The organism is Streptomyces sp. NPDC057694 (assembly GCF_042799415.1).
Lineage (GTDB): Bacteria > Actinomycetota > Actinomycetes > Streptomycetales > Streptomycetaceae > Streptomyces.
Genome location: NZ_JBHVIX010000005.1, coordinates 423,014 through 447,699, shown reverse-complemented (window position 1 = coordinate 447,699; position 24,686 = coordinate 423,014). Strand labels below are relative to the sequence as shown.

At 70.0% G+C, this 24,686-nt stretch carries 16 protein-coding genes; 5 read left to right on the top strand and 11 right to left on the bottom strand.

Translation table 11 applies throughout. From position 1 onward, the window contains the following. Window positions 1-120 precede the first annotated feature (120 nt). The 3 genes from ACFVDP_RS16210 to thyX form a co-directional block, all read right to left on the bottom strand. Complete coding sequence (locus tag ACFVDP_RS16210; RefSeq protein WP_383489534.1) at window positions 121-1,806, bottom strand: ribonuclease J; 1,686 nt, start codon at window positions 1,804-1,806, stop codon at window positions 121-123. A gap of 148 nt (window positions 1,807-1,954) precedes the next feature. Beyond that, window positions 1,955-2,854: a 4-hydroxy-tetrahydrodipicolinate synthase gene (gene dapA / locus ACFVDP_RS16205; protein WP_383489531.1), complete on the bottom strand. Its 900-nt coding sequence runs from the start codon at window positions 2,852-2,854 to the stop codon at window positions 1,955-1,957. Between the two features lie 220 nt (window positions 2,855-3,074). After that, a complete protein-coding gene (gene thyX, locus ACFVDP_RS16200; protein ID WP_383489528.1) occupies window positions 3,075-3,815 on the bottom strand; it encodes an FAD-dependent thymidylate synthase in 741 nt (246 codons plus the stop codon). Window positions 3,816-4,027: 212 nt separating this feature from the next. Between thyX and ACFVDP_RS16195 the strand changes: the two genes are divergently transcribed. Both ACFVDP_RS16195 and ACFVDP_RS16190 read left to right on the top strand, forming a co-directional pair. Further along, window positions 4,028-4,267: a hypothetical protein gene (locus ACFVDP_RS16195; protein WP_383489525.1), complete on the top strand. Its 240-nt coding sequence runs from the start codon at window positions 4,028-4,030 to the stop codon at window positions 4,265-4,267. A gap of 118 nt (window positions 4,268-4,385) precedes the next feature. Continuing rightward, a complete protein-coding gene (locus tag ACFVDP_RS16190; RefSeq protein WP_383489522.1) occupies window positions 4,386-4,940 on the top strand; it encodes a hypothetical protein in 555 nt (184 codons plus the stop codon). Between the two features lie 66 nt (window positions 4,941-5,006). On the opposite strand, the gene ACFVDP_RS16185 is transcribed toward ACFVDP_RS16190, so the two are convergent. From ACFVDP_RS16185 to eccD, 6 genes are all read right to left on the bottom strand, one after another. Then, window positions 5,007-5,459, bottom strand: a complete 453-nt coding sequence (locus ACFVDP_RS16185) for a hypothetical protein (RefSeq protein ID WP_383489519.1) — start codon at window positions 5,457-5,459, stop codon at window positions 5,007-5,009. A 9-nt stretch (window positions 5,460-5,468) separates the two neighbouring features. Beyond that, window positions 5,469-6,224, bottom strand: a complete 756-nt coding sequence (dapB, locus tag ACFVDP_RS16180) for a 4-hydroxy-tetrahydrodipicolinate reductase (RefSeq protein WP_383489516.1) — start codon at window positions 6,222-6,224, stop codon at window positions 5,469-5,471. A gap of 57 nt (window positions 6,225-6,281) precedes the next feature. Continuing rightward, window positions 6,282-7,658: a M16 family metallopeptidase gene (locus tag ACFVDP_RS16175; RefSeq protein ID WP_383489513.1), complete on the bottom strand. Its 1,377-nt coding sequence runs from the start codon at window positions 7,656-7,658 to the stop codon at window positions 6,282-6,284. Next, entirely contained in the window at window positions 7,655-9,874 is a 2,220-nt protein-coding gene (locus ACFVDP_RS16170) for a polyribonucleotide nucleotidyltransferase (protein ID WP_383489511.1), read from the bottom strand. The genes ACFVDP_RS16175 and ACFVDP_RS16170 overlap by 4 nt, the downstream gene beginning before the upstream one ends. Window positions 9,875-10,168: 294 nt before the next feature. Then, a complete protein-coding gene (gene rpsO, locus ACFVDP_RS16165; RefSeq protein ID WP_383489508.1) occupies window positions 10,169-10,456 on the bottom strand; it encodes a 30S ribosomal protein S15 in 288 nt (95 codons plus the stop codon). A gap of 203 nt (window positions 10,457-10,659) precedes the next feature. Further along, window positions 10,660-12,129 (bottom strand): type VII secretion integral membrane protein EccD, encoded by a 1,470-nt coding sequence (gene eccD, locus ACFVDP_RS16160; protein ID WP_383489505.1) that lies wholly within the window; start codon window positions 12,127-12,129, stop codon window positions 10,660-10,662. A gap of 350 nt (window positions 12,130-12,479) precedes the next feature. On the opposite strand from eccD, the gene eccCa reads away from it, so the two are divergent. From eccCa to ACFVDP_RS16145, 3 genes are all read left to right on the top strand, one after another. Further along, window positions 12,480-16,418 (top strand): type VII secretion protein EccCa, encoded by a 3,939-nt coding sequence (gene eccCa / locus ACFVDP_RS16155; RefSeq protein ID WP_383489502.1) that lies wholly within the window; start codon window positions 12,480-12,482, stop codon window positions 16,416-16,418. 91 nt (window positions 16,419-16,509) lie between these two features. Beyond that, window positions 16,510-16,782: a hypothetical protein gene (locus ACFVDP_RS16150; RefSeq protein ID WP_383489499.1), complete on the top strand. Its 273-nt coding sequence runs from the start codon at window positions 16,510-16,512 to the stop codon at window positions 16,780-16,782. 96 nt (window positions 16,783-16,878) lie between these two features. After that, window positions 16,879-19,536, top strand: coding sequence for an SUKH-4 family immunity protein (locus ACFVDP_RS16145; RefSeq protein ID WP_383489497.1), 2,658 nt, complete (start codon window positions 16,879-16,881; stop codon window positions 19,534-19,536). Window positions 19,537-19,540: 4 nt separating this feature from the next. Here the strand turns inward: ACFVDP_RS16145 and ACFVDP_RS16140 are convergent, their stop codons facing one another. Beyond that, complete coding sequence (locus tag ACFVDP_RS16140) at window positions 19,541-22,360, bottom strand: hypothetical protein (RefSeq protein ID WP_383489494.1); 2,820 nt, start codon at window positions 22,358-22,360, stop codon at window positions 19,541-19,543. Window positions 22,361-22,457: 97 nt separating this feature from the next. Continuing rightward, a complete protein-coding gene (locus ACFVDP_RS16135; RefSeq protein WP_383489491.1) occupies window positions 22,458-24,686 on the bottom strand; it encodes an SUKH-4 family immunity protein in 2,229 nt (742 codons plus the stop codon).

Here is a 24,686-nt window from a genome sequence, read left to right as displayed (position 1 = left end):
TTTCTTGGAGGGCGCCGCCTTGAACAGGTGGGTTTGGCGTTCCCGCGGGGAGGGGGGAAAAAGGGCACGGGGGGGCCCCCCCCCCCCCCCCCCCCCCCCCCCCCCCGCTCCTCAGGTGCTTCAGACCTCGACGACGACCGGGAGGATCATCGGGCGTCGGCGGTACGTGTCCGAGACCCACTTGCCCAGCGTGCGGCGGATGAGCTGCTGCAGCTGGTGGGGTTCGACGACGCCGTCCTGGGCCGACTTCTCCAGGACCTCCTGGACCCTCGGGACGACCGCGTTGAACGCCGAGTCCTCGATGCCGGATCCACGGGCCTGGATGTTCGGGCCGCTGGTGATCTTGCCGGTGCTGGAGTCCACCACCACGAAGACCGAGATGATGCCTTCGTCGCCGAGGATCCTGCGGTCCTTCAGGGCCGGCTCGCCCACGTCGCCGACGGAGAGGCCGTCCACGTAGACGTAGCCCGCCTGGACCTTGCCCACGATCTTGGCCTTGCCGTTGACCAGGTCGACGACGACGCCGTCCTCGGCGATCACGATGCGGTCGTGCGGGACACCGGTGAGGGCGCCCAGTTCGGCGTTGGCGCGCAGGTGGCGCCATTCGCCGTGGACCGGCATCAGATTCTTGGGCTTGCAGATGTTGTAGAAGTACAGGAGCTCGCCCGCGGACGCGTGGCCCGAGACGTGCACCTTGGCGTTGCCCTTGTGGACGACGTTCGCGCCCCAGCGGGTCAGGCCGTTGATCACGCGGTAGACCGCGTTCTCGTTGCCGGGGATCAGCGACGACGCCAGGATCACCGTGTCGCCGGAGACGATGCGGATCTGGTGGTCGCGGTTGGCCATCCGGGAAAGGGCGGCCATCGGCTCGCCCTGGGAACCCGTGCAGACCAGCACGACCTCGCTGTCCGGGAGGTCGTCGAGCGTCTTGACGTCGACGACCAGCCCCGCGGGCACCTTCAGATAGCCGAGGTCCCTCGCGATGCCCATGTTGCGGACCATCGAGCGGCCGACGAAGGCGACTCTGCGGCCGTACTCGTGGGCCGCGTCCAGGATCTGCTGGATGCGGTGGACGTGGCTGGCGAACGAGGCGACGATGATCCGCTTCTGGGCACCGGCGAAGACGCCCCGGATCACGTTCGAGATGTCGCGCTCCGGCGGGACGAAGCCCGGAACCTCGGCGTTCGTCGAGTCGGAGAGAAGGAGGTCGATGCCCTCCTCGCTCAGCCGTGCGAACGCGTGCAGGTCGGTGAGGCGGCCGTCCATCGGCAGCTGGTCCATCTTGAAGTCGCCGGTGGCGACGACCATGCCCGCGGAGGTGCGGACGGCGACGGCCAGGGCGTCCGGGATGGAGTGGTTGACCGCGACGAATTCACAGTCGAACGGGCCCAGGCGCTCGCGGTCGCCCTCGACGACCTCGAGCGTGTAGGGACGGATGCGGTGTTCCTGGAGCTTCGCCTCGATCAGCGCGAGGGTCAGCTTGGAACCGATCAGGGGGATGTCCGGCTTCTCCCTCAGGAGATACGGAACGCCGCCGATGTGGTCCTCGTGGCCATGCGTGAGGACGATGCCCTCGATGTCGTCGAGGCGGTCCCTGATGGACGAGAAGTCCGGCAGGATCAGGTCGATTCCGGGCTGCTCCTCCTCGGGGAAGAGCACTCCGCAGTCGACGATCAGCAGACGACCGTCGAATTCGAAGACGGTCATGTTGCGCCCGATCTCGCCGAGGCCGCCGAGCGGGGTGACCCGCAGGCCGCCCTTCGGGAGCTTCGGCGGGGCGCCGAGTTCAGGATGCGGATGACTCAAAAGACTCTCCTCACCACACGCGCCACGTACCAGTAGGCACGTGGCGCGCGTGACGTTCGTGCAGTAGCAGTTGTGGTGATGCCTGAGATGTAGCTGTTTGTCCTGCTTGTTCTGTTGATTCAGTTGTGGAGCTTTGCCAAGTCTGTGGTTAAAGCTGTACCCCGCCGGCAGCAAGATCGATCTTGAGCTGCGCCGTTTCATCAGGAGTGAGGTCGACGAGGGGCAGCCGCAGAGGGCCGGCCGGCAGTCCCTGAAGGGCCAGCGCGGCCTTGGTCGTGATGACGCCCTGCGTGCGGAACATGCCGGTGAAGACCGGGAGCAGCTTCTGGTGGATCTCCGTCGCCTTGTGCACGTCACCCGATACGTAGGAATCGAGCATGGCGCGCAGCTCCGGAGCCACCACATGGCCGACGACGGAGACGAAGCCGCAGGCTCCCACCGACAGCAGCGGGAGGTTGAGCATGTCGTCGCCGGAGTACCAGGGCAGACCCGAGCGGGCGATGGTCCAGGAGGCGCGGCCGAGGTCGCCCTTGGCGTCCTTGTTCGCGACGATGCGCGGGTGCTCGGCCAGGCGGACGATCGTCTCCGTGTTGATCGGCACGCCGCTGCGGCCCGGGATGTCGTAGAGCATCACGGGAAGCTCGGTCGAGTCCGCGATCGCCGTGAAGTGGCGGAGCAGACCCTCCTGCGGGGGCTTGTTGTAGTACGGCGTGACCGTGAGGAGGCCGTGGGCGCCGGCCTGCTGGGCCTGGCGGGCGAGCTCGATGCTGTGCCGCGTGTCGTTCGTTCCGACTCCCGCGACGACGTGGGCGCGGTCGCCGACCGCTTCGACGATGGCTCGTACGAGGTTCGATTTCTCCGCGTCGCTGGTGGTCGGGGACTCGCCGGTGGTGCCGTTGACGATCAGGCCGTCGTTGCCTGCGTCCACCAGGTGGGCGGCGAGCCGCTGCGCGCCGTCGAGGTCGAGTGCGCCGTCCGCCGTGAAGGGCGTGACCATGGCGGTGAGGACCCTCCCGAAGGGGGTCTGCGGAGTGGAGGTCGGAGCCATGGGTAACACGCTACTCGCTGCTCAGCACCGGGTCCCCCCTCGGGGGATGCGACAAGTCACAACAAAGGAGGAGCCCGGCACTGCCTGCTCGGGGGTTCAAGCAGTGCCGGGTCCGTTTGATCAGGCTAGATGAACTTTATGAAATGCCGCAATACGGACACTTCGACCGGCCCATCCGTACATGTGTGCTCCGGCCGCGAGGCCGGGCGCCCGCACAGGGCTACGGCGCCACGCGGCCGTTGGCATTGAACGCCGCGTAGGTGAGCGGCATGAGGGCCGCCCACTCCGCCTCCATCTTCTCGCCGACCATCTCGATCTCCCGCTGCGGGAAGGACGGGACCTTGGCCAGCTCGTGCTGGGTGCGCAGGCCGAGGAAGTGCATCAGCGAGCGCGCGTTGCACGTCGCGTACATGGACGAGAACAGGCCCACCGGGAGCACCGCGCGGGCCACCTCACGGGCCACACCCGCCGCCAGCATCTCCTGGTACGCCTCGTACGCCTGGCGGTAGGAGTCCTCCATGCAGCGGGCGGTCAGCTCCTGCTGCGCCTGGGTGCCCTCGACGAACACGTACTTGCCGGGGCGGCCCTCCTGGACCAGCTTGCGGTCGGCGTCGGGGACGTAGAAGACCGGCTGCAGCTCCCTGTACCGGCCCGATTCCTCGTTGTACGACCAGCCCACGCGGTGCCGCATGAACTCGCGGAAGACGAAGATCGGCGCGCTGATGAGGAACGTCATCGAGTTGTGCTCGAACGGGCTGCCGTGACGGTCGCGCATCAGATAGTTGATCAGCCCCTTGGACCGGGCGGGGTCCTTGGACAGCTCATCCAAAGACTGCTCGCCTACGGTGGAGACACGGGCCGCGAACAGCACGTCCGAGTCGCTGGCGGTGTGCTTCACCAGCTCCACGGTGACATCGCCACGGAACGTCGGCTTGAGGTCTTCAACAGGGGTTTCGGTCACGGCTCGGGGGGTCCTTCCCATCACTACGGTCGGGCGGCGCCCACTCTACGGGCCACCACTGACAACGCCGCATTCGCCCGCTCTCGCCACGTTCCGTACCGAACGGGAAAAAACTTCAGGGAATTTGGTGAAAGACGGCACCCTTTGGTGCGTTCGCGCGTCTGTGTAGATGAACACACTTCGTTCGAACCCCTTGAGGAGAAGCACCACCCATGTTCCGTCGGCGCGAACCCGTTCCCTTCGCCTTCATCGCCGAAGCCGACAAGTTCCGCAGTAACGTCACGCCGCCTGCGCGCGAGCGTCCTTCCGTCGGTCAGCTCGCCGGCCGTTGGCTGGTCGGACTGACCGTCGTCGCCGGGCTCACCGGATCCCTGTTGTTCGGGATGCCGGCGCTGTCCGCCGACCAGTCCACGCAGCACGTCCAGCAGTCGGAAGCCTCGGACGGGAAGTGAGCCGGACGCCGGGTCGCCGATGACTCGTCCGGACCCCCTGGGGTGGAAGGGCCCGCCCGGCCTGGGTAGCCTCACCGGGCACAGCCCAAGACCAGCGTGGATCGAGTGAGGACCCGTCGTGCCCCTGCCCTTCCTGACGGCCGACCGTGCTTTCGACGAGGCCGCGGACATCGCGCTGCCCTTCGACGACCGGGACCAATGGCGCCGTCCGTACCGTCCGGGCCCCTACCGGGTCGGCGCGGCGGCGCTCCTTCTGCTGCTGGCGTCGTACGTGCTCTTCGCAGCCGTGATCATCGCGGTGGCCGGTGACGTCACCGCCGCGACCGTGTGCGGGGTGCTGGCGGTGCTCATCATCGCGGCCTCGCTGCGACTGCTGCGGATGGGCGCCTGGGTGAGCGCGCGCGGACTGCGCCACGTCGGTTTCTTCCAGACCCGGACGGCGCCCTGGGACCGGGTCGTGACCGCGCGCACGGTGCAGCAGCCGGTGCGCTGGCTGGGGCTGCCCCGCACGGTCCAGGGGCAGGCCCTGGTGCTCGTACGCCGGGATCGCAAGGGTGAGCAGACGACGCTGCTGACCAGTCACGGCGCCGACTTCCTGGGGCGGTCCACGGCGTTCGACCGGGCCGCCGACAGCATCGAGGTGTGGGCCGAGGAGTACCGGCCGCAGAGCTGATCGACGTACGACATCGCCGTAGACGAAGGGGCCCGCCGGGAGTTCGGCGGGCCCCTTCGTCGTGTCTCAGGCGCTGAGGGTGCGGCCCTCCTGGAGGGCGATCGCGCGCTGCATCGCTTTGCGGGCGCGAGGGGTGTCGCGGGCGTCGCGGTAGGCGACCGCCAGACGGAACCAGCAGCGCCAGTCCCCCGGCGTGTCCTCCGTCTCGGCCTTGCGCCGGGCGAAGACCTCGTCGGCGGAGTCGCGGTCGATGCGGCCGTAGCCGTCGCGCCGGAGTTCGTCGACGGGCAGGCCGCCCTCCGCCTCCAGGAGTTCGGCGAGCCGGTTGGCCTTGCGGACGAACTGGGTGTTCGCCCACAGGAACCAGATGCCGATCACCGGGAGGATCAGCACCGCGACGCCGAAGGTGACCGTGAGCAGCGTGCCCTGGCGGATCAGCATGATGCCGCGGTCGCCGGCCAGCACGAAGTAGACGACCAGGACCGCCGCCGTGATGGCGTACGTGATTTTCGCGCGCATTGCCGCAGGTCAGCCGTTCAGGTCGAGGAAGTGTTCCAGGCCGAAGGTGAGGCCGGGGGCCGCGACGACCTTGCGGGCGCCCAGCAGGATGCCCGGCATGAAGCTGCTGTGGTGCAGCGAGTCGTGGCGGATCGTGAGGGTCTCGCCCTCGGCGCCGAGGAGGACCTCCTGGTGGGCCAGGAGGCCGCGCAGGCGGACCGAGTGGACGGGGACGCCGTCGACGTCCGCGCCGCGGGCGCCGTCGAGCGCGGTCTGCGTCGCGTCGGGCGCGGGGGCGCTGCCCGCCTTCTGCCGGGCGGCGGCGATCAGCTGGGCCGTGCGCGAGGCAGTGCCCGAGGGGGCGTCGACCTTCTTCGGGTGGTGCAGCTCGATGACCTCGACCGACTCGAAGTAGGGGGCCGCCACCTCGGCGAACTTCATCGTCAGGACCGCGCCGATGGAGAAGTTCGGGGCGATCAGGACGCCGGTCCCCGGAGAGGCCGCGAGCCAGGAGTTCAGCTGCGCGAGGCGGTCCTCGGTCCAGCCCGTCGTGCCGACGACGGCGTGCATGCCGTGGCCGACCGCGAACTGGAGGTTCTCCATCACCGAGTCGGGCGTGGTCAGCTCGACCACGACCTGGGCGCCGGACTCGACCAGCATGTCCAGCTTGTCGCCGCGGCCGAGGGCCGCGACCAGCTCCAGGTCCTCGGCCGCCTCGACGGCACGGACCGCCTCGGAGCCGATGCGGCCCTTGGCTCCGAGGACCGCCACGCGCAGCTTGCTCATGATCTTCCTGTTCCTTGCCTACGAAGGCCGAGACCCACGAAGGGTCGGGGCGAAGGGTTACGCGACGGCTTCGTGGAGGCGTGCCGCCTGCTTGTCCTTGAGCGGCCCTATCACCGACAGGGACGGGCGCTGTCCCAGGATCTCGCGGGCCACCTCGCGCACCTCGTCCGGGGTCACCTCGGAGATGCGGGCCAGCATGTCGTCGACCGACATGTGCTCGCCCCAGCACAGCTCGCTCTTGCCGATACGGTTCATCAGCGCGCCGGTGTCCTCCAGGCCGAGGACCGTGGAGCCCTTCAGCTGGCCAACGGCGCGGCGGAGCTCGTCGTCCGTGAGGCCGGCCTGCGCGACGTGGTCCAGCTCGTCGCGGCAGATCTTCAGGACGTCGTGCACCTGGCTGGGGCGGCAGCCCGCGTACACGCCGAAGAGGCCGCAGTCGGCGAACGACGAGGTGTACGAGTACACGCTGTAGGCGAGTCCGCGCTTCTCCCGGACCTCCTGGAAGAGGCGCGAGGACATGCCGCCGCCGAGTGCCGTGTTGAGCACGCCCATGGCCCAGCGGCGATCGTCGGTGCGGGCCAGGCCCGGCATGCCGAGGATGACGTGGGCCTGCTCGGTCTTGCGGCCGAGGAGTTCCATCCGGCCGGCGGTGCGCAGGGTCTTGCGGCCGGTGCGCGGGCCGATCGGCGTGGACGTGCCGGTGAGGGCGCCCGCCTTCTCGAAGGCGGCGCGGACCTGGCGGACGACCTTGTCGTGGTCGACGTTGCCGGCCGCGGCCACGACCAGGTGGGTCGGGTCGTAGTGCTTGCGGTAGAAGCGGGCGATCTGGCCGCGGCTCAGCGCGTTGACCGTGTCGGGCGTGCCGAGGACCGGGCGGCCGAGCGGTGTGTCGCCGAGCATGGTGTGCGCGAACAGGTCGTGCACGACGTCGCCCGCGTCGTCCTCGGTCATGGCGATCTCTTCGAGGATGACGCCGCGCTCCGCGTCGACGTCCTCCTCCTCGATGAGGGAGCCGGTCAGCATGTCGCAGACGACGTCGATGGCGAGCGGCAGATCGGTGTCGAGCACGCGTGCGTAGTAGCACGTGTACTCCTTCGCCGTGAACGCGTTCATCTCGCCGCCGACCGCGTCGATCGCGGCGGAGATGTCGAGGGCGCTGCGCTTCTTGGTGCCCTTGAAGAGGAGGTGCTCCAGGTAGTGCGTCGCGCCGTTCAGCGTCGGTGTCTCGTCGCGTGAGCCGACGTGGGCCCAGATGCCGAAGGTCGCCGAGCGGACGGAGGGCAGGGTCTCGGTGACGATGCGCAGGCCGCCCGGGAGGGTGGTCCTGCGGACGGTGCCGACACCGCTGTCGCCCTTGATCAGGGTTTGGGTACGGGCGACGGCCCGCCCCTCCGAGGAGGTGCGGGCCGTCGTCGTGGTGCTACGGGACGTCACTTGTCGGCGTCGTCCTTCTTGTCCTCGGAGCCTTCCTCGCCCTCGATCACGGGGATCAGGGAGAGCTTGCCGCGGGAGTCGATCTCGGCGATCTCGACCTGGACCTTCTGGCCCACGCCGACGACGTCCTCGACGTTCTCCACGCGCTTGCCGCCGGCGAGCTTGCGGATCTGCGAGATGTGCAGCAGACCGTCCTTGCCCGGCATGAGCGAGACGAACGCACCGAAGGTCGTCGTCTTCACGACGGTGCCCAGGTAGCGCTCGCCGACCTCCGGCATGGTCGGGTTGGCGATGCCGTTGATCGTGGCGCGGGCGGCCTCGGCCTGCGAGCCCTGGGCGGCACCGATGTAGATGGTGCCGTCGTCCTCGATCGTGATGTCGGCGCCGGTGTCCTCCTGGATCTGGTTGATCATCTTGCCCTTCGGGCCGATGACCTCACCGATCTTGTCCACGGGGATCTTGACCGTGATGATCCGCGGGGCGTTCGGGGACATCTCGTCCGGGACGTCGATCGCTTCCATCATCACGTCGAGGATGTGGAGGCGGGCGTCACGGGCCTGCTTGAGGGCGGCGGCCAGGACGGAGGCCGGGATGCCGTCGAGCTTCGTGTCCAGCTGGAGGGCGGTCACGAACTCCTTGGTACCGGCGACCTTGAAGTCCATGTCACCGAAGGCGTCCTCGGCACCGAGGATGTCGGTGAGGGCGACGTAGTGCGTCTCGCCCTTGATCTCCTGCGAGATCAGGCCCATGGCGATACCGGCGACGGGGGCCTTCAGCGGCACACCGGCGTTCAGCAGCGACATGGTCGAGGCGCAGACCGAGCCCATCGACGTCGAGCCGTTGGAGCCCAGCGCCTCGGAGACCTGGCGGATCGCGTAGGGGAACTCCTCGCGCGTCGGCAGGACCGGCACGATCGCGCGCTCGGCGAGCGCGCCGTGGCCGATCTCGCGGCGCTTCGGGGAGCCGACGCGGCCCGTCTCACCGACGGAGTACGGCGGGAAGTTGTAGTTGTGCATGTAGCGCTTGCGGGTCACCGGGGAGAGGGTGTCCAGCTGCTGCTCCATGCGCAGCATGTTCAGCGTGGTGACGCCCAGGATCTGGGTCTCGCCACGCTCGAACAGGGCGGAGCCGTGCACGCGCGGGATGGCCTCGACCTCGGCGGCCAGGGTGCGGATGTCGGTGACACCGCGGCCGTCGATGCGCTTCTTCTCCTTGATGACGCGCTCACGGACCAGGGACTTGGTCAGCGAACGGTACGCGGCGGAGATCTCCTTCTCGCGGCCCTCGAACTCCGGGAGGAGCTTCTCGGCGGCCAGACCCTTGACGCGGTCCAGCTCGGCCTCGCGGTCCTGCTTGCCCGGGATGGTGAGGGCGGCGGACAGCTCGGTCTTGACCGCACCGGTCAGCGCCTCGAGCACGTCGTCCTGGTAGTCCAGGAAGATCGGGAACTCGGCGGTCGGCTTGGCGGCCTTAGCGGCGAGGTCGGCCTGGGCCTTGCACAGCACCTTGATGAAGGGCTTCGCGGCGTCCAGACCGGCGGCGACGACCTCCTCGGTCGGCGCCTCGGCGCCGCCCTTGACCAGCTGGATGGTCTTCTCGGTGGCCTCGGCCTCGACCATCATGATCGCGACGTCGCCGTCCTCGAGGGCGCGACCGGCGACGACCATGTCGAAGACGGCGTCCTCGAGCTCGGTGTGCGTCGGGAACGCGACCCACTGGCCGTTGATCAGCGCGACGCGGACGCCGCCGACCGGGCCGGAGAAGGGCAGACCGGCCAGCTGCGTCGACGCGGACGCGGCGTTGATCGCCACGACGTCGTACAGGTGGTCGGGGTTGAGCGCCATGATCGTGGCGACGACCTGGATCTCGTTGCGCAGGCCCTTCTTGAAGGACGGGCGCAGCGGGCGGTCGATCAGGCGACAGGTGAGGATGGCGTCCTCGGAGGGGCGGCCCTCGCGGCGGAAGAAGCTGCCGGGGATCTTGCCGGCGGCGTACATCCGCTCCTCGACGTCCACCGTGAGGGGGAAGAAGTCGAGGTTTTCCTTGGGGTTCTTCGAGGCCGAGGTGGCCGAGAGCACCATGGTGTCGTCGTCGAGGTAGGCGACGGCGGAGCCGGCGGCCTGGCGGGCCAGGCGGCCCGTCTCGAAGCGGATGGTGCGGGTGCCGAAGGAGCCGTTGTCAATGACGGCCTCGGCGTAGTGGGTCTCGTTCTCCACTAGCGTTTTCTCCGTTACTTTCGTCTGTTTCGTCTTTTGTCCGCAGCTGCCCGTGTGGCAGTCGGACGGAACGGAGAAGCGCGCCTTGTATGCGGGCCGGTCTTCGATCGAAGCACCCGGGGATCCTCTTACGTCTCCGGGGGCCACTACCGAGGACCGGCGGCGGCGACGGTGCGCTTCTCCTCGTCATCTTCGTGGTGGTACGCCACCAGACTACAAAGTCTGTGTGCCAGTGCGCACGTACAGCAAAGGGAGCGGCCCCCTCAAGCGGGAACCGCTCCCCTTCGCAGCGTCTTAGCGGGCGCCGGCCGCACCGCGGCGGATGCCGAGGCGCTCGACCAGGACACGGAAGCGCGCGATGTCCTTCTTGGCCAGGTACTGCAGGAGGCGGCGACGCTGGCCGACCAGGATCAGCAGACCACGACGGGAGTGGTGGTCGTGCTTGTGGGTCTTGAGGTGCTCGGTCAGGTCCGAGATGCGGCGGGAGAGCATGGCGACCTGGACCTCGGGAGAGCCGGTGTCGCCCTCCTTCTGGCCGAACTCGTCGATGATCTGCTTCTTCGTAGCGGTGTCGAGTGCCACGCTTACTCCTCGTAGATTCTTGAGCGCCCCGAGTGCCCCTGGTCTACATCTCAGGGGAGCTTCCGAAACTCGGGAGGCGGGGCTCGCTGGGCGCTGTCCCCAGCTGCTGCCGGGGGCGCGTACACAGACGGCCGTGAGTCAGGATAACAGTCGCTCGACTGCTGCCCTGACCACGGCCGCCGGGGTGCGGGTGACTGCGCGGGTCAGCTGACCATGCTGCGCACCTGCGAGTACAGGCCGAGCACCGCCAGGCACAGCGGGACCAGGGTCAGCAGGACGAAGCCGTCGAAGAGGTCGAGGATACGGCCCCAGAACGGGGAGACGCCCTTGCGCGGCACGGTCAGGCCGACCCCGACGAGCAGCGCCGCCCCGCCGCCGATCGCGGCGGTGAACCAGAGGGTGTGGACGTTGAGCGGGCCGCTGTCCCCCTGCACGAGGCTGATCAGCAGGGACTGCGGGATGTGCAGGGACATGCCGAGGATCAGCAGGCCGAGGATGAGCAGACCGCCCACGACCAGGGACGCGACCTGCGCGGTGTAGTCGAAGAGGCGGGCGCGCAGCATCACGGCGATGCCGCAGGCGAGGGCGAGCAGCTGCGACCAGACCTGGTCGGAGAAGCCGAGCACGACGCCGGCCGTGGCGACGGTGACGGTGGCGCAGCCGATGACGAGGCCGAGCAGCAGTTCGTGGCCGCGGCGGACCTGGGCGCCGATGCGGCCGAAGTCGACGTGCTCCTCCTCGTCGCGGCCGTAGTCGCGGCCCTGGGCGATCTGGTCGGGCGAGCGGTAGCCGATGGGGAGCCGGGCGGAGCGGGCGGACAGGCCGGGCAGCCAGGCCACCGCGATGATCGCGACGACCGCGGCGACGGCGGCCACCTCGCGCGGCTTGGCCTCGGTGACCAGGGCGCCGAAGGTGGCGAGGGCGCCGACGGCCGAGCACAGGGCCGCGGCGACGAACACGGCGTCGCCGTGCGGGAGCAGCACCACGAGCAGCGCGGAGGCGGCGAGCACGACGACGCAGCCGGACAGCAGCTGGAGCCGGCCGGGCCCCTCGGCGCCCTCGGCCGCGAAGATCCCCGAGCCGGCGAGGAGCAGGTGCGGCAGGGCGGCCAGGCCCAGCGCGGTGGACGCGGCGCGGTCGTCGTACACCCGGGCGCGGACCACGGAGAGGGCCACCAGCAGGGCGCCGACGACACCGCCGATGATCCCGGGCAGACCGTGCATGTCGCGGTCCATCGGGTTCGAGAACCACAGGGCGAACGCCATCATCGTCAGCAGCAGCACGCCGGCGGCGAGGCCGACGACGCTCATCAGCTCGTCGCTCCAGCGGCGCCGGTCCCGGCGGACGGCGGAGGCGACGGCGTCGGAGACGTCGTCGAACACGGCGGCGGGCAGCGACTCGCCGAACGGACGCAGCAGCAGCACGTCGCCGTCGAGCACCCGCTGGTCGGCGAGCGAGCGGCCGGCGTCCAGGACGGTGCCGTCCCGGCGGACCAGGTGGTATCCGGTGGGGTCGCCCTCGGCCTGGGTCTGTCCGGAGAGCTGGAGGATCTCGGGATAGATGTCGGCCAGGGCCGTGTCCTCGGGCAGGGCGACGTCGATTCGTGCGTCCGGTGCGGCGACGGTGACGCGGCAGAAGCCGGTCCCGCCCCCGGCAAGAGCGGTGGTGCTCACCTCGCGGTTCCCCCTTGTAAAGAAATTGGTGTGGCGTCGCGGTAGAGAAGTGGAGAATTGGTGTGGCGTCGCGGTTATTCGGTGCAGACGGCGTTCGTACGGCGCTTGTCCGGCGTTCGGATGACGTCACGTGCGGGGCGACAGCGTACCGTCCAGGTCTCATCTCACCCCATGGGCCCCGTTAGTTGACCGCAGTCAGTAGGATCATCCGGCACGCCGGAGCGTTCGCTCTCCGGTCTGGGGGTACCGCCGGTAACGGGGGCGGTCCGACATATACCGATGCGCACGACATCTGTGCGCACGGAACCGATATTGCCGACGAATGCCGATGAATAAGGACTGGTGCCTCGGTGAGCGTGGTCATCGTCAAGCGCCCGCCTCGGGTATTGCCGCCCGACGTACCGACGGGTGAGGTGCAGCTGGAGCCGCCGCCCGAACTGGCCCGGCCCGAAGACCAGAACCTGATGATGAGTCTGTTGCCCATGCTGGGCATGGGCACGTCGTCGGCGTTCTTCTTCACGTCGGGGCAGTCGATCATGAAGATCATGGGTGGCGTCATGATCGTCTCCACCCTCGCCATGGCGCTGGCGCAGCTGATCAAGGCGCGGCAGGGCGGCGGCGCCGAGATGGCCCAGGAGCGCCAGGACTACCTGAAGTACCTGGCGCAGGTCCGGCGTGAGGTGCGGACCACCGCGCGCAGGCAGCGCGACGGACAGTTCTTCCTGCACCCGAACCCGGAACAGCTGTGGGCCCTGGTCGCCGAGGGCCGGCGCGTGTGGGAACGCCGCGCGAGCGACGGGGACTTCACCCAGGTGCGGCTCGGGCTCGGCCCGCAGCAGCTCTCCACCCCGCTGATGGCGCCGGAGACGGCGCCGCTCGACGAGCTGGAGCCGCTCACCGCGCACGCGATGAAGTCGTTCCTCGACACGCACGGCACCCTGGACGCGCTGCCGCTCGCCGTGTCGCTGCGGTCCTTCTACCACGTGAGCATCTCCGGCGATCCGGACACCACCTATGGTGCGGCGCGGGCGCTGGTCGCCCAGCTGTGCACCCTGCACTCCCCCGAGGACCTGCGGGTCGCGGTGGTGGCCTCGCCCGGCGCCATGGCCGAGTGGGAGTGGGCGAAGTGGCTGCCGCACGTCCAGGACACCAGCGTGGACGGCGCGGGCTCGCGGCGCATGATCGTGGGCGACCTCGGTGACGTCGAGGACATGCTCTCCGACGACCTCGAAGGGCGCGGCCGCTTCAACCCGAACGGGGCGCCGGTCGCCGACGCCCCGCACCTCGTCGTCGTCATGGACGGCGGCGACATCCCCGACGACTCGCTCATCGCGGGCGCCGAGGGCCTCCAGGGCGTGACCATCATCGAGGTCGTCCCCGGCATCGTCGAGGAGCTGCGCGGCTCGCTGTCCGTGCAGGTGCACCCGGGCAGCCTGCTCCTGGAGTCGCAGGGCGGCACCCAGTACACCGGTACCTGCGACACCCTGTCGGCCACCGAGGCCGAGGCCCTCGCGCGCCAGCTCGCGCCGCTGCGGGCCGGCTCGGCGGACGGCGACGAACCGCTGCTGGCCAACCTGGACTTCACCGAGCTGATGGGCATCGGCGACGCCGGTTCGGTGGACGTCTCGCGCACCTGGCGCCCGCGCACCCTGCACGAGCGGCTGCGCGTACCGCTGGGCGTGGACCGCGACGGCCAGCCGGTGATGCTCGACATCAAGGAGGCCTCGCAGGAGGGCATGGGCCCGCACGGCCTGTGTGTCGGTGCGACCGGTTCCGGCAAGTCCGAGGTGCTGCGCACCCTGGTGCTCGCGCTGACGGTGACGCACTCGTCGGAGACGCTGAACTTCATCCTCGCCGACTTCAAGGGCGGCGCGACCTTCGCCGGCATGTCCGAACTGCCGCACGTCGCCGCCGTGATCACCAACCTGGCCGACGACCTCACCCTGATCGACCGCATGCGCGACTCGATCACCGGTGAGCTCCAGCGCCGCCAGGAGCTGCTCCGCTCGGCGGGCAACTATGCCAACATCACCGACTACGAGAAGGCGCGCGCGGCCGGCGCCCCGCTGGACCCGCTGCCGTCGCTCGTGATGGTGCTCGACGAGTTCTCCGAACTGCTCACCGCGCGTCCCGACTTCATCGAGATGTTCATCCAGATCGGCCGCATCGGCCGATCCATGGGTGTGCACATGCTGCTCGCCTCGCAGCGTCTTGAAGAAGGCAAGCTGCGCGGTCTGGACACGTTCCTGTCGTACCGGATCGGTCTGCGCACCTTCTCCGCCGCCGAGTCCCGTACGGCGATCGGTGTCCCGGACGCGTACCACCTGCCGAACGTCCCGGGTTCGGGCATCCTCAAGTACGACACCGAGACGATGATCCAGTTCAAGGCCGCGTACGTCGGTGGCGTCTACCGGCCCGGCGGCACGGGGCCGGGCGGGTCGCGCACGCACCGCCAGCCGGTGCTCTTCACCGCGGCGCCCGTCGAGCAGCAGATCATCCAGGAGCCGGAGCCCGAAGAGGTGCCGGACCAGGTGGACGACGCGCTCGCGGACACCGTCCTCGACGTCATCGTGGCGCGCCTCGTCGGACAGGGCCCGCCGCCGCACCAGGTGTGGCTGCCGCCGCTGGAGGAGTCCCCCTCGGTGGACGCCCTGCTGCCGCCGCTGTCGGCGACGGCCGAGCGCGGTCTGCACGCCGCCGAGTACTCGGCGCAGAGCAAGCTGATCGTGCCGATGGCGCTGGTGGACAAGCCGTTCGAGCAGCGGCGTGACATCCAGTACCTGGACTTCTCCGGTTCCTCCGGTCACGCCCTCGTGGTCGGCGGTCCGCAGTCCGGCAAGTCGACGCTGATCCGTACCGTGATGTCGGCGTTCGCGCTCACCCACACCGCGGCCGAGGTGCAGTTCTACTGCCTCGACTTCGGCGGTGGCGGCATGCTCTCGATGGAGGGCCTGCCGCACGTCGGCGGCGCCGCCTCCCGGCTCGACGCGGAGAAGATCCGCCGTACGGTCGCCGAGGTGCGCGGGATCCTCAACGAGCGCGAGGAGTTCTTCCGCGCCAACAACGTCGACTCGATGGGTACGTACCGGGCGCGGCGCGCCGCGGGCCAGTACCCGGACCAGCGGTGGGGCGACGTCTTCCTGGTCATCGACGGCTGGGCCGCCTTCAAGACCGACTACGAGCAGCTGGACCCGGTCATCCTGGACCTGGCCGCCCGTGGTCTCGGCTTCGGTATCCACCTGTTCATCGGCGCCGCCCGGTACAGCGAGGTGCGGCCCGCGCTCCGCGACCAGCTCCTGAACCGTGTGGAGCTGAAGCTCGGTGACCCGATGGAGTCTGAGTTCGACCGCAAGAAGATGGAGGCCGTGCCGCTGGGCATGCCCGGCCGCGGTCTGACCCCGGACAAGCTGACCTCGCTCGCCGGTCTGCCCCGGATCGACGCCTCGTCGGATGCGACGACGCTCGGTCAGGGCATCGAGCACATGGTGTCGACGATCGCCGAGCACTGGCAGGGCCCGGCCGCTCCGCCGGTGCGGATGCTGCCGACGAAGCTGCACATCAGCGAGATCCCCAAGGGCAGCGACTTCCCCGAGCGGGGTGTCGCGATCGGTGTCGACGAGACGACGCTGTCGCCGGCGTTCATCGACTTCGAGAACGACCCGCTGATGGTGGTCTACGGCGAGTCCGAGTCCGGCAAGTCGGCGTTCCTGCGCATGGTCGCCAAGCAGATCTCGGAACGGTACGCGACCGACAAGGCGCTTCTCGTCGTCGGCGACTACCGGCGTGCGCACCTGAGCGAGATGCCCGAATCGCATCTCTATAAGTACTGCGCGTCGGGCCCGCAGCTCCAGGAGGTCGTCACCGGCCTCGCAGGTTCCATGGGCCGCCGCATGCCGGGTCCGGACGTCACTCCGGAGCAGCTGCGCAACCGGTCCTGGTACGACCTCCCGGACGCGTTCGTCATCGTCGACGACTACGACCTGGTGGCCACCAGCTCGGGCAACCCGCTCCAGTCCCTGCTCGAGTACCTGCCTTTCGCCCGTGACCTCGGCCTGCGCGTCATCGTGGCGCGGTCGTCGTCGGGTGCCGCGCGGCAGTCCTTCGAGCCGGTCATGCAGCGCATGAAGGAGCTCGGCGCGACGGGCCTGGTGCTCTCCGGCGACCCGGCGGAGGGCCAGATCTTCGGCCCGCTCAAGCCGCAGCGGCTGCCGCAGGGCCGTGGCATGTTCATCACCCGCAAGGGCGGTGCGCAGCTGGTGCAGACGGCCTGGCTGCCGACGCACAACTGACGGGCACGTTGTTCTGTCCATGAGTACGGTACGGCGCCGGAGGCACTCGCCTCCGGCGCCGTCCGCACAAACAGCCTGAAGGAGAAGGAACTTGACCACCGCACCCCGCACCACCGACGAGGCGCTCGCGATCGCGCGGGCCACGTTCCAGCCCCTGTGCGCGGACGGCACCCCGGCCACGCTCAACGTCCAGGAGTTCGACCTGGGCTTCCTGATCTACGCGACGTTCCCGCCGACCGAGCCGCCGAGCTACGGCGGCAGCCACCTGGTGATCTCGAAGGCGGACGGGTCGACGATGTACGTGCCCAACTTCCCGCCGGACTCGGCGATCGATCTGTACCGGCGGCAGGTCGGCCAGGCGTAGGACGCGGGTGCGTCCAGCCGGCGGTGTGCCCACTAGGCTGCGGCTGTACGTGATCACGGGCCCTCGGCGGGCCTGGGCAGGTGTTCAGGGGGAGCCATGATTCAGCCCGGCGGACCGATGGGCGCGGGGCCTCAGGCGGGGTTCGCGCCGCAGGCCGGGTTCGCGCCGCAATCGGGATACGCCCCGCATCCCTTCATCGGCGGCCGCGGCGCGGCTCTGCGGGCGCTCGCCGCCTGGCGGGCCGTCGCGCCCGGCGCACCGCGTGTCACGCTGCTCACCGGCTCGCCCGGGTGCGGGAGTTCACGGCTGCTCACCGGGTTCCTGATGCTCTGCGCGCCCGACTATCGCGCGCGCATCGACCTCAACGCCCTCGACCCGTGGACCGTACCGCCGGAGCTGCCCGAGCCCGCGGTGGCGAGCGCCGCCGGGCTCACTCCCGCCCAGCTGTTGTGGGTGTTCGCCGACCACTTCGGCTTCGATGCCAGGCGCGATGCCGAGGTGTACGAGGCTCTGGGCGCCGCCGAGCGGGTCGTCGTCGTATCCGATGTGGACCGGGCCGGCCCGGTGCGGGCCGGGCGCGGGCCGCTGTCGACGGCGCGCGAGCTGCTGGTGCCGCTGGCCTCGGTTCCTTCGGTCCGGCTGCTGGCCGAGGTGCCGCGCGAGGTGGCTGCCGAGATCGCCGCCGCGCTACCGCCGGGTACGGCCGCGGTCGTCGATCTGGACGCGCCCGAGTACGCGGATCCGGCGGGGCTCGTGCTGCAGGCCGGGGCCTCCCTCGATCCCGCGGGCGGTGCACCACAGCTGCCGTACGCCGCGGATCCGGCGAGCCGCCACGCCCTCGCCCAGGCGCTCGCGGCGGGCGCGGCCGGGGCCGTGGGCGGCAGCCGCCTCACTCTCCAACTCAGCGTCGCCGGGCTGCTGTCGGCGCCGCATCCGCCGCTGGACACGCGGTACGTTCCCACCGGGCTCGACGCGGCTCTCGATCTGCACGCCTTCCGGCTGGGCGCCGAACCCGCCACCCTGCGCGCGATTCTCACGCCGCTCGCCCTCGCCGAGGGCGACGGGCTGCCCCTGCCGCTGTGGGCACCGCTCGCCTCGGCTCTCGCCGGCCGTGATCTGGCGGCGGACATCGCCCAGGGGATGGCGCTCGTGGGGCCGTTCGTCACCTCGGTGGACGGCGAGGGGGACGCTCAGTCCATCGCGCTCGCCCACCCGGCGCTCGGCGAGGCGATCCGCGCCCAACTGCCCGACGTGCGGGCGGCGCAGCTCGTCCTCGCGATGGAGCTGCTGGAACTGGTCCCCGAGCAGGGCTGGTCGCAGGCCGGACCGTACGTGCGCGACGGCGTCGTCGGTCATGTCCTGGGCGCGGGTCAGCTGCCGCGGCTGCTCAACGACGTATCCCTGATGGCCCATGCGGATCCGGTGGTGCTGCGGGCGGCGGTGGAGGAGTACGCCGCGGCGGAACCTGCCGGGCAACTGCCGCCGCCCGCGCGGACGTATCGGCGGGTCGCCCCGCTCCTCACCCGCTCGCAGGCCGGTCCTGCGGAGCGTGCCGCGGTGCTCGCGGCGGCGTTCGAGGAGGACGGGCTCGCGGAGTGCGCGCGGGCGTTGCGGGCGGAGGCGGGTGTCCCGTCGGGGGCCTCACCGATGCAGGGCGCGCACGTTTCGCAGCCCCGGTCGCCCGAGTCCGGCTCCACCGCACCGGCTCCGGCTCCGGCGACTCCGACGCCCACCCTCGTGGACGGCCTTCAGCAGCCCCGCCCCGCCACCGGACCGGGCAACACCGCCGTGTTCACGTACGTCGACCCGCGCACCGGCCAGGAGGCGTACGTCACGGCCACCTCGGCGCCCGGGCGGCCGCCGGCCGAGTACCAGGGGATGACGCAGCTGGAACAGTCGGGGGTGCCGTTGGGCAACGTCGTCGCGATCCACACCGACCTGTGCCCCGGCTACTTCCCCGGCGGCTACACGGCGAACCTCCTCATGTCCGCCTTCCCCAAGGTCTCCCAGTCCTACGCGCACCCGTACGGCTGGGACCCCGCCTCGCGCACCGAGGGGATCGCCGCGCTGACCTCGTACGCCGAGGAGATGGCGCAGCTCGCCGGCCAGCCGGTTCCGCCGCGGCCGCAGCGCGCTCCGCTCCCCCAGCCGGTAGCGCCCACCCATGTCCTGCCGGACGCGGAGCTCGGCCCGCTGCTCACACAGGTCTTCGGCGAGCAGGTACGCCGTTTCGCTCCGCAGATCCTGGCGGGCGCGGCGCTCCCCGATTCCGCGCGCGCGACGCTGTCCGGCGCCGGGATCCCCGCCGACGTCCCGCTGTTCTTCCTCGCGGACACGGACAGCCCCGACGCCCCGCCCGTCATGGGCGGCATGTTCGCCGACGCCCGTACCCATCTGCTGGGAACCGGAGCCCAGTTGACCCCGGAGGCCGCCGACGCCCTCGCCACGCACACGCGGATCGGCACCGACGGGGTGTACGTGATCACGGTGCAGCGGGACAGCGGCCAGGTCTGGGCGGCGATGCCGCTGGACGGCCGCCTCCAGTACGTGAACTCCTCGGTCGCCGCCTTCGCGTACGCGCTCGCCACGCTTTACGCGACGCGCGGCCACATGGTCGACCTGGACCCGTACGTGGCGGGCCGCATCGTGGCCGACCTTCAGCAGCGGCTGCTGGCGATCGACCCGAACTGCCTGTCGGAGCCCGGGCATTGGTGGTCGCTGGTCATCGAGCAGATGTGGCACGGGTTGTTCTGACGGTTCATTCGAGCAGGAACGCCATGTCGTCGTGGAACACCTGCTGCCAGAACGTCGTGCCCTGCCGTGTGGTGAACGCTTCGGGGTCGAGGGTGCTCAAGAGCCGCCGCAGCCACGCCCTGAACTCGTCGTACTCGTCGGGGTCACGGCTGCTGCCGAAGGCCGCCGCCCAGTCGGTGATCGCCAGGAAGCGCAGGAGGTGTTCCAGGGAGGAATTCACCGGAGTCCGCCGTACGGTCGTCAGCACAGCGACGTCTCCTGTGCGGGTGTCGAGGCACAGCGCGGCCTCAGGACCGCCGTACGGAGAGCGGCCGATCACCAGCTGGGTGTCGCCGTCGTCCGGTGCGCCGTCCACGGCGACTGCGTCGCGTCCGTCGCGTCCGTCGAGCCACGTCCGGTAGGTGGGCAGAGTGCGCAGGGACTCCTCGATGTCGCGGAACCAGTGGCTGCGCCGTGGCAGCCCGATCTCTCGGAGAAGGCGGACCGTCTCGGGGTGCCGGCTCAGGACCGCGAGGCCTGCCGGCGGCGACGGAGGGGTCGTCGCGAAACCGCCCTGGCGCCGCGCGAGCGACTCCAGGTCGGTGCCGGCCAGGGGTCCGGCGGCCGTCCATGCGCGGCGGAAACTCCAGGGGGAGGCTGCGGTCGGGGCGCGTGACGCGGACAGCCGTGGACCGTGTCGACGCCCGCTCCGACCGGCTGCGACGACAGCGAGCCCGCCATGTCCGACGACGCAGAACCTCCCGTCACCGAGTGCCGCGACATCGGCGTAGCCCTGGGTCGCCGACATCATCCATTGCGTCGTGTCCCCGGAGTGCGGGTCGGAGGCGCGCAGCATCACCGGGTCGAACGTGTCAGAGCTGTCCTCGTCCTCGTCGATCCACATGCCCGCCTCGTCCGGGTGGCCGGTCTCGTCAGGGTCGGGCCACTTCCCCGCCTCCTCGGGCTCGTCACGGAAACGCTCGCCCGCCGGCCGCCCGAGATCGGCCGACCACCACTGGAAGGAGCCTTCCGCCACGTCCTGTACGCAGATCTCGGGCCCCTCCGTACCCGTGCGGACCGCGACGAGTTCGAGTGGTCCCGGCCACTGCGGATCGATCAGGTCGGTGTCGACGGTCCCGAGCGGGCGCATGCTCGACCACAGGGTGCGCCAGGGGAGGACGAGCCCGCAGGTGTCGGCCCATGCCGCCAGCTCCTCGTCCCGGCACAGCGCCGCGCACCACTGCAGCCGGGCCGCGCGTTCGGCGGCGTCGCGGGCGGGGAGTGTCCGGTAGGCCCGCAGTTCCTCCTGGATTGCCGCGCGTCGGCGCCGTACCTGCTCGCCGTCGGCCGGTTCGGCCCACCGCAACGCCTCAGCAACGGTGTCCCGATCGGTCACCAGGGCGCGGGCGGGTGAGGACAGCCATCGGTCGAGCGCTCCGCCGCGCACCGCATGGCTCACGCCGAAACGCCGGGCGTAGGCCTCGCGCGGCGTCACTACCGCCGGACCGGCCACCGCCGCGACGTCACTCAACGGCAGTGCCTCCTCCATGACTTCGGCCAGCGTGCGGTGCAGGCTCGGGCGGTCGTACGGCGGCAACAGCCGCTCCAGGCCAGGGTCGCGCAGACGCCACCACCAGGAAGGCGGCGTCCCGTGGGGATGCCTGCCGTCGCTCTCGCCACGGGTCCGCTCGATGAAGGGAGCCAAAGCGGCGGCCACCGCATGCATCTGCTGCGCGGTCATGGATCGGCCCAGCAGCCGGGTGGCCGCCTCCGTCCACAAGTTCTCGGGGAGCCCGTACGTTCCTTCGGCGGCGGTCAGCGGCGCGAGAAGCGTGCTCAGACGGTCGCCGTTCTCCCCCGCTCCGTCGAGGAAGAAGTCCCATGCCTCCTCCGGCCGTTCGGGGAGGGAACGGCCGGAGTCCCGTCGCCAGGGTTCCGGACGCGTCCGCAGGATTCGGGCGAGCGTCCCGGCGAACCGGAAGTCGGGCCAGGTGCGTACGGCGATGTCGGTCGCCAGGGCGAGGGCTTCGCGGGCCTGCGGTGCCTCGCTCGCGTAGTGCCCGCCCGGTGCGGTCAGTACGTCGTGCACCCAGGACCGGAACTCGTCTCGTGGCGACGCGTATTCGGGGGCATTCAGGTCCAGTACGCACTCGGCTCCCAGGCCGGCCGCTCGGATCGCGCGCTCGGCCTCGTCGCGCGGAAGATCCGCCAGCACCCGGACTGCCGGGGCTCCCGGTGGTCCACCGTCCGAGCGCCATCCTGTCGCCATCTTCAGGAGCGGCACCAGTAGCTCGTCGACAACGGGACGGGAGGCGCCCGGCAGACGCGTGCCGCCCGATGCGGCAGCGCCCAGCACGGCGACGACGAGCGGCCGTCCCAGTCGCTTCGCGGCACGCTTCAGCGCCAGGAGAGCGCTGGCGCGTCGTGGGGGTGTCGTGGTGGCCGGTGGCGTGGTGGCCGGTGACGCGCCCGACGCAGTCAGCGCGTCGGCCTGCTCGGTGATGCGCCAGTCAACTTCCGCCAAACCCAGACCTGTTGCCTCGACGGCGACGTCGAAGGCTCCATCGGGTGGCCTCTGGACACCGTCGGAAGCGTCGGGAAAGACATGCGCACGCTCGTCCGGTGCCGGTGCCGGTGCCGGTGCCGGTGCCGCGACCCAATGTGCCAGCCACGAGGCACCGCTTCCGGCAGCCCCGGTCACCAGCCGGGCAGGCACGCCCGACCCGGAAGTGCTCCACCCCGCCAGATCCGCGCAGGCCGCCTGGAGCGGGGGCTGCTGCTGGAGCTCCTCCGGCAGCCCGGCCTTCCTGGGCGTACCGGAGAGGGCGGGTGTCTCGTCTGCCATGTCTACGCGTCCTTGTCTCCCGATGAGCTGCTGAGCTTCGCCAAGGTGGTACAGGCCCACTCGGAGCGACGAGGAGCAGCCTCACCCGTCCGGCCCGTCACAGGTAATCGAACCCCTCGGGCGCCAGCTGGTGCTGCCAGTTGATGGTCGCGGCGGCTTCCGGGTCGATGCCCGCGAACCAGGCACCCAGCTCTCTGAGCAGGTCCTCGGCATCGGCGGACGAGGCGTGGTCGTAGGCGCGCATGCGCCGCCACTGCAGGGTCACCATCATCGTGAACGTCTCCAGGCCGGATCCCGCGAGAACGTCGGCGGGAGAGATCCCTGAGTCCATGGAGCGGTTCGTGGGCCGGCGCAGGACCTGGCCCGTGGAACCGTCCAGGAGCAGTGCTCCGCCCATCCACTCGCCGATCCGGTACAGCGGGCCGTCGCCCAGAGGCACGCACCCGCGGCGAACTTCGTCCCACGCCTGTTCCCGCAAGCCGGACGCGGTCAGATCGAGAGTCGCTGTCGACAGCAGGTCCTCGACATGAGGGAAACCGGTGCGGGAGAGGAAGTCACGGGTCGGCCCATGCGTAAGCCCTGATGGCAGGTCTCTGTCCGGGATCACGTGCACACGATCGGCACCGAACACCTCGGCCAGGCGCTCCCGGGAGACCCGGCACTCGTCGGCGTCGTACGGCCGCGGCAGGATGTCGCCCAGGGGAGCGAGTTTGGGGAGGTACGGCGGTGTCGAATGCCGGGCGGCCCACTGCGCGTCCACTTCCATCGCGTACAGGCCACGTTCCGTTCCGACGATGACGAGGTCGCCGACCGGAACCACGGTCTCGCCGCATTCTTCATAGTGCGCAGGGAGGCTGCAGGTGACTTGGGGGTCCGCGGCAAGAGTGAGTCGCAGTTCGCCTGCGGCGGGTTCGACCTTCCACTTCGCGGGACCGAAGGCCGCTCCGCAGACAGCAGGTCCGGAGAACCCTGACGCGTCCGTCACCAACTTCCCTGTTTCCGGGTGCCACTTCTGGATCTCGAAGAGATCGTTCTCGGTGACCAGGTATCCGCCCCCGTCCCCACCCTCGTTCCCGTCCCTGGCCTCGTATCGCACGCCGAGGAGTCCGGAGGTGTAGGTCGGCGGAGGGTTGGGGTCCCCGAATGCACGGCAGTTGGCCCACACGGTGTGCCATGGGAGTGGGCCGGCCGCGGCGGCGATCGCCTGCGCCGCGTCGAAGTCACCTCGGCATACGGCCAGATGGTGGAGCCAGGAGGCACACTCGCTCGAAGATGTCGACGGAAGGATCACCTCCGCACGCTGGAGGTGATGAAGGTCCGCGGCCACGGTTCCCGCGGGTATGCCATCAGGGAAGGCGACGGGAAGGGCTTCGAGGACGGCTCGAGGGTCACACTGGAACAACAGCGTCAGGTCGTCGAGCAATTCGGAAAGCAAGCCTGCTGCCGCGCTGTGCGCAGGCAGCGCGGCAGCTCTGTACTCGGCAATTGCACCGCCTTCGTCCAAGTCGGCCAAGCGCTGCGCCACCCGTCGATGGAACGCGACCGCCGTTGGTTCGTCGATCTGAGCGCGGAGCAGGCGGGCAGTGGAGGCATGCCGAAAGCGCACCGAGGAACCGTCGACACTTACGTGTTCAGCGACGTCACCGGAGAACGACAGCTCTCTCAGGCGTACGGCATCGATATCGGTTCCCACCCATCCACACAGCGCCTCCCATACTTCGCGATCGAGACGGCGACGCTGGGCCAGGGCCAGTACTTCGAGGACGGCGCGAGGGAGACCGGCCAACTCAGCAAGGGATGCGACGAGCGCGGAGGTAGAACTGGACTCGTCCAGCAGGGCGAGGGGCGGGCGCCCGGTGAAGGACGGAACGAGCGAGCTGTCCGCCTCGACCAGGATCCGGAGACCGGTGTGATCATGAAGCTCGATGAAATGGCTCACGAGTGACTGCCACATACGCTCCGGTTCCCGTGAGCCGGTGACGGATCCGGACCACTGCGCATTGGCGATGACGAGGACACGCTCTGTCCGGCGGTCCCTCAAGTCACATGTGAGGTCGAAGATTCCACGCCGTGGGCCGACCGGGATTCCTGCCTCACGCAGGAAGGCGTCGAACACCTCCTCGGCACCACGGCCCTCGGCGTCCACGAGGACACTGTGATCGGCATGCCTGGCGGAAAACTCTCGCAGGATCTGCGTCTTGCCCGAGGACGGCGGACCGTCCAACACCAGTGCCCCGGTCGCGCCCTCGCGACTCAACCACGTTTCAAGCTCCTGCAGTACCTTCTCCGAGGGCTGCCCGAGAAGGGCGAGCGTCTCGTCGGCCAC

Bases quoted from the DNA above. Each gene is read 5' to 3' on its own strand.
- ACFVDP_RS16140 (WP_383489494.1), bottom strand. From the start codon at position 22,360: ATGGCAGACGAGACACCCGCCCTCTCCGGTACGCCCAGGAAGGCCGGG.
- ACFVDP_RS16145 (WP_383489497.1), top strand. From the start codon at position 16,879: ATGATTCAGCCCGGCGGACCGATGGGCGCGGGGCCTCAGGCGGGGTTC.
- dapA (WP_383489531.1), bottom strand. From the start codon at position 2,854: ATGGCTCCGACCTCCACTCCGCAGACCCCCTTCGGGAGGGTCCTCACC.
- dapB (WP_383489516.1), bottom strand. From the start codon at position 6,224: ATGAGCAAGCTGCGCGTGGCGGTCCTCGGAGCCAAGGGCCGCATCGGC.
- ACFVDP_RS16185 (WP_383489519.1), bottom strand. From the start codon at position 5,459: ATGCGCGCGAAAATCACGTACGCCATCACGGCGGCGGTCCTGGTCGTC.
- ACFVDP_RS16195 (WP_383489525.1), top strand. From the start codon at position 4,028: ATGTTCCGTCGGCGCGAACCCGTTCCCTTCGCCTTCATCGCCGAAGCC.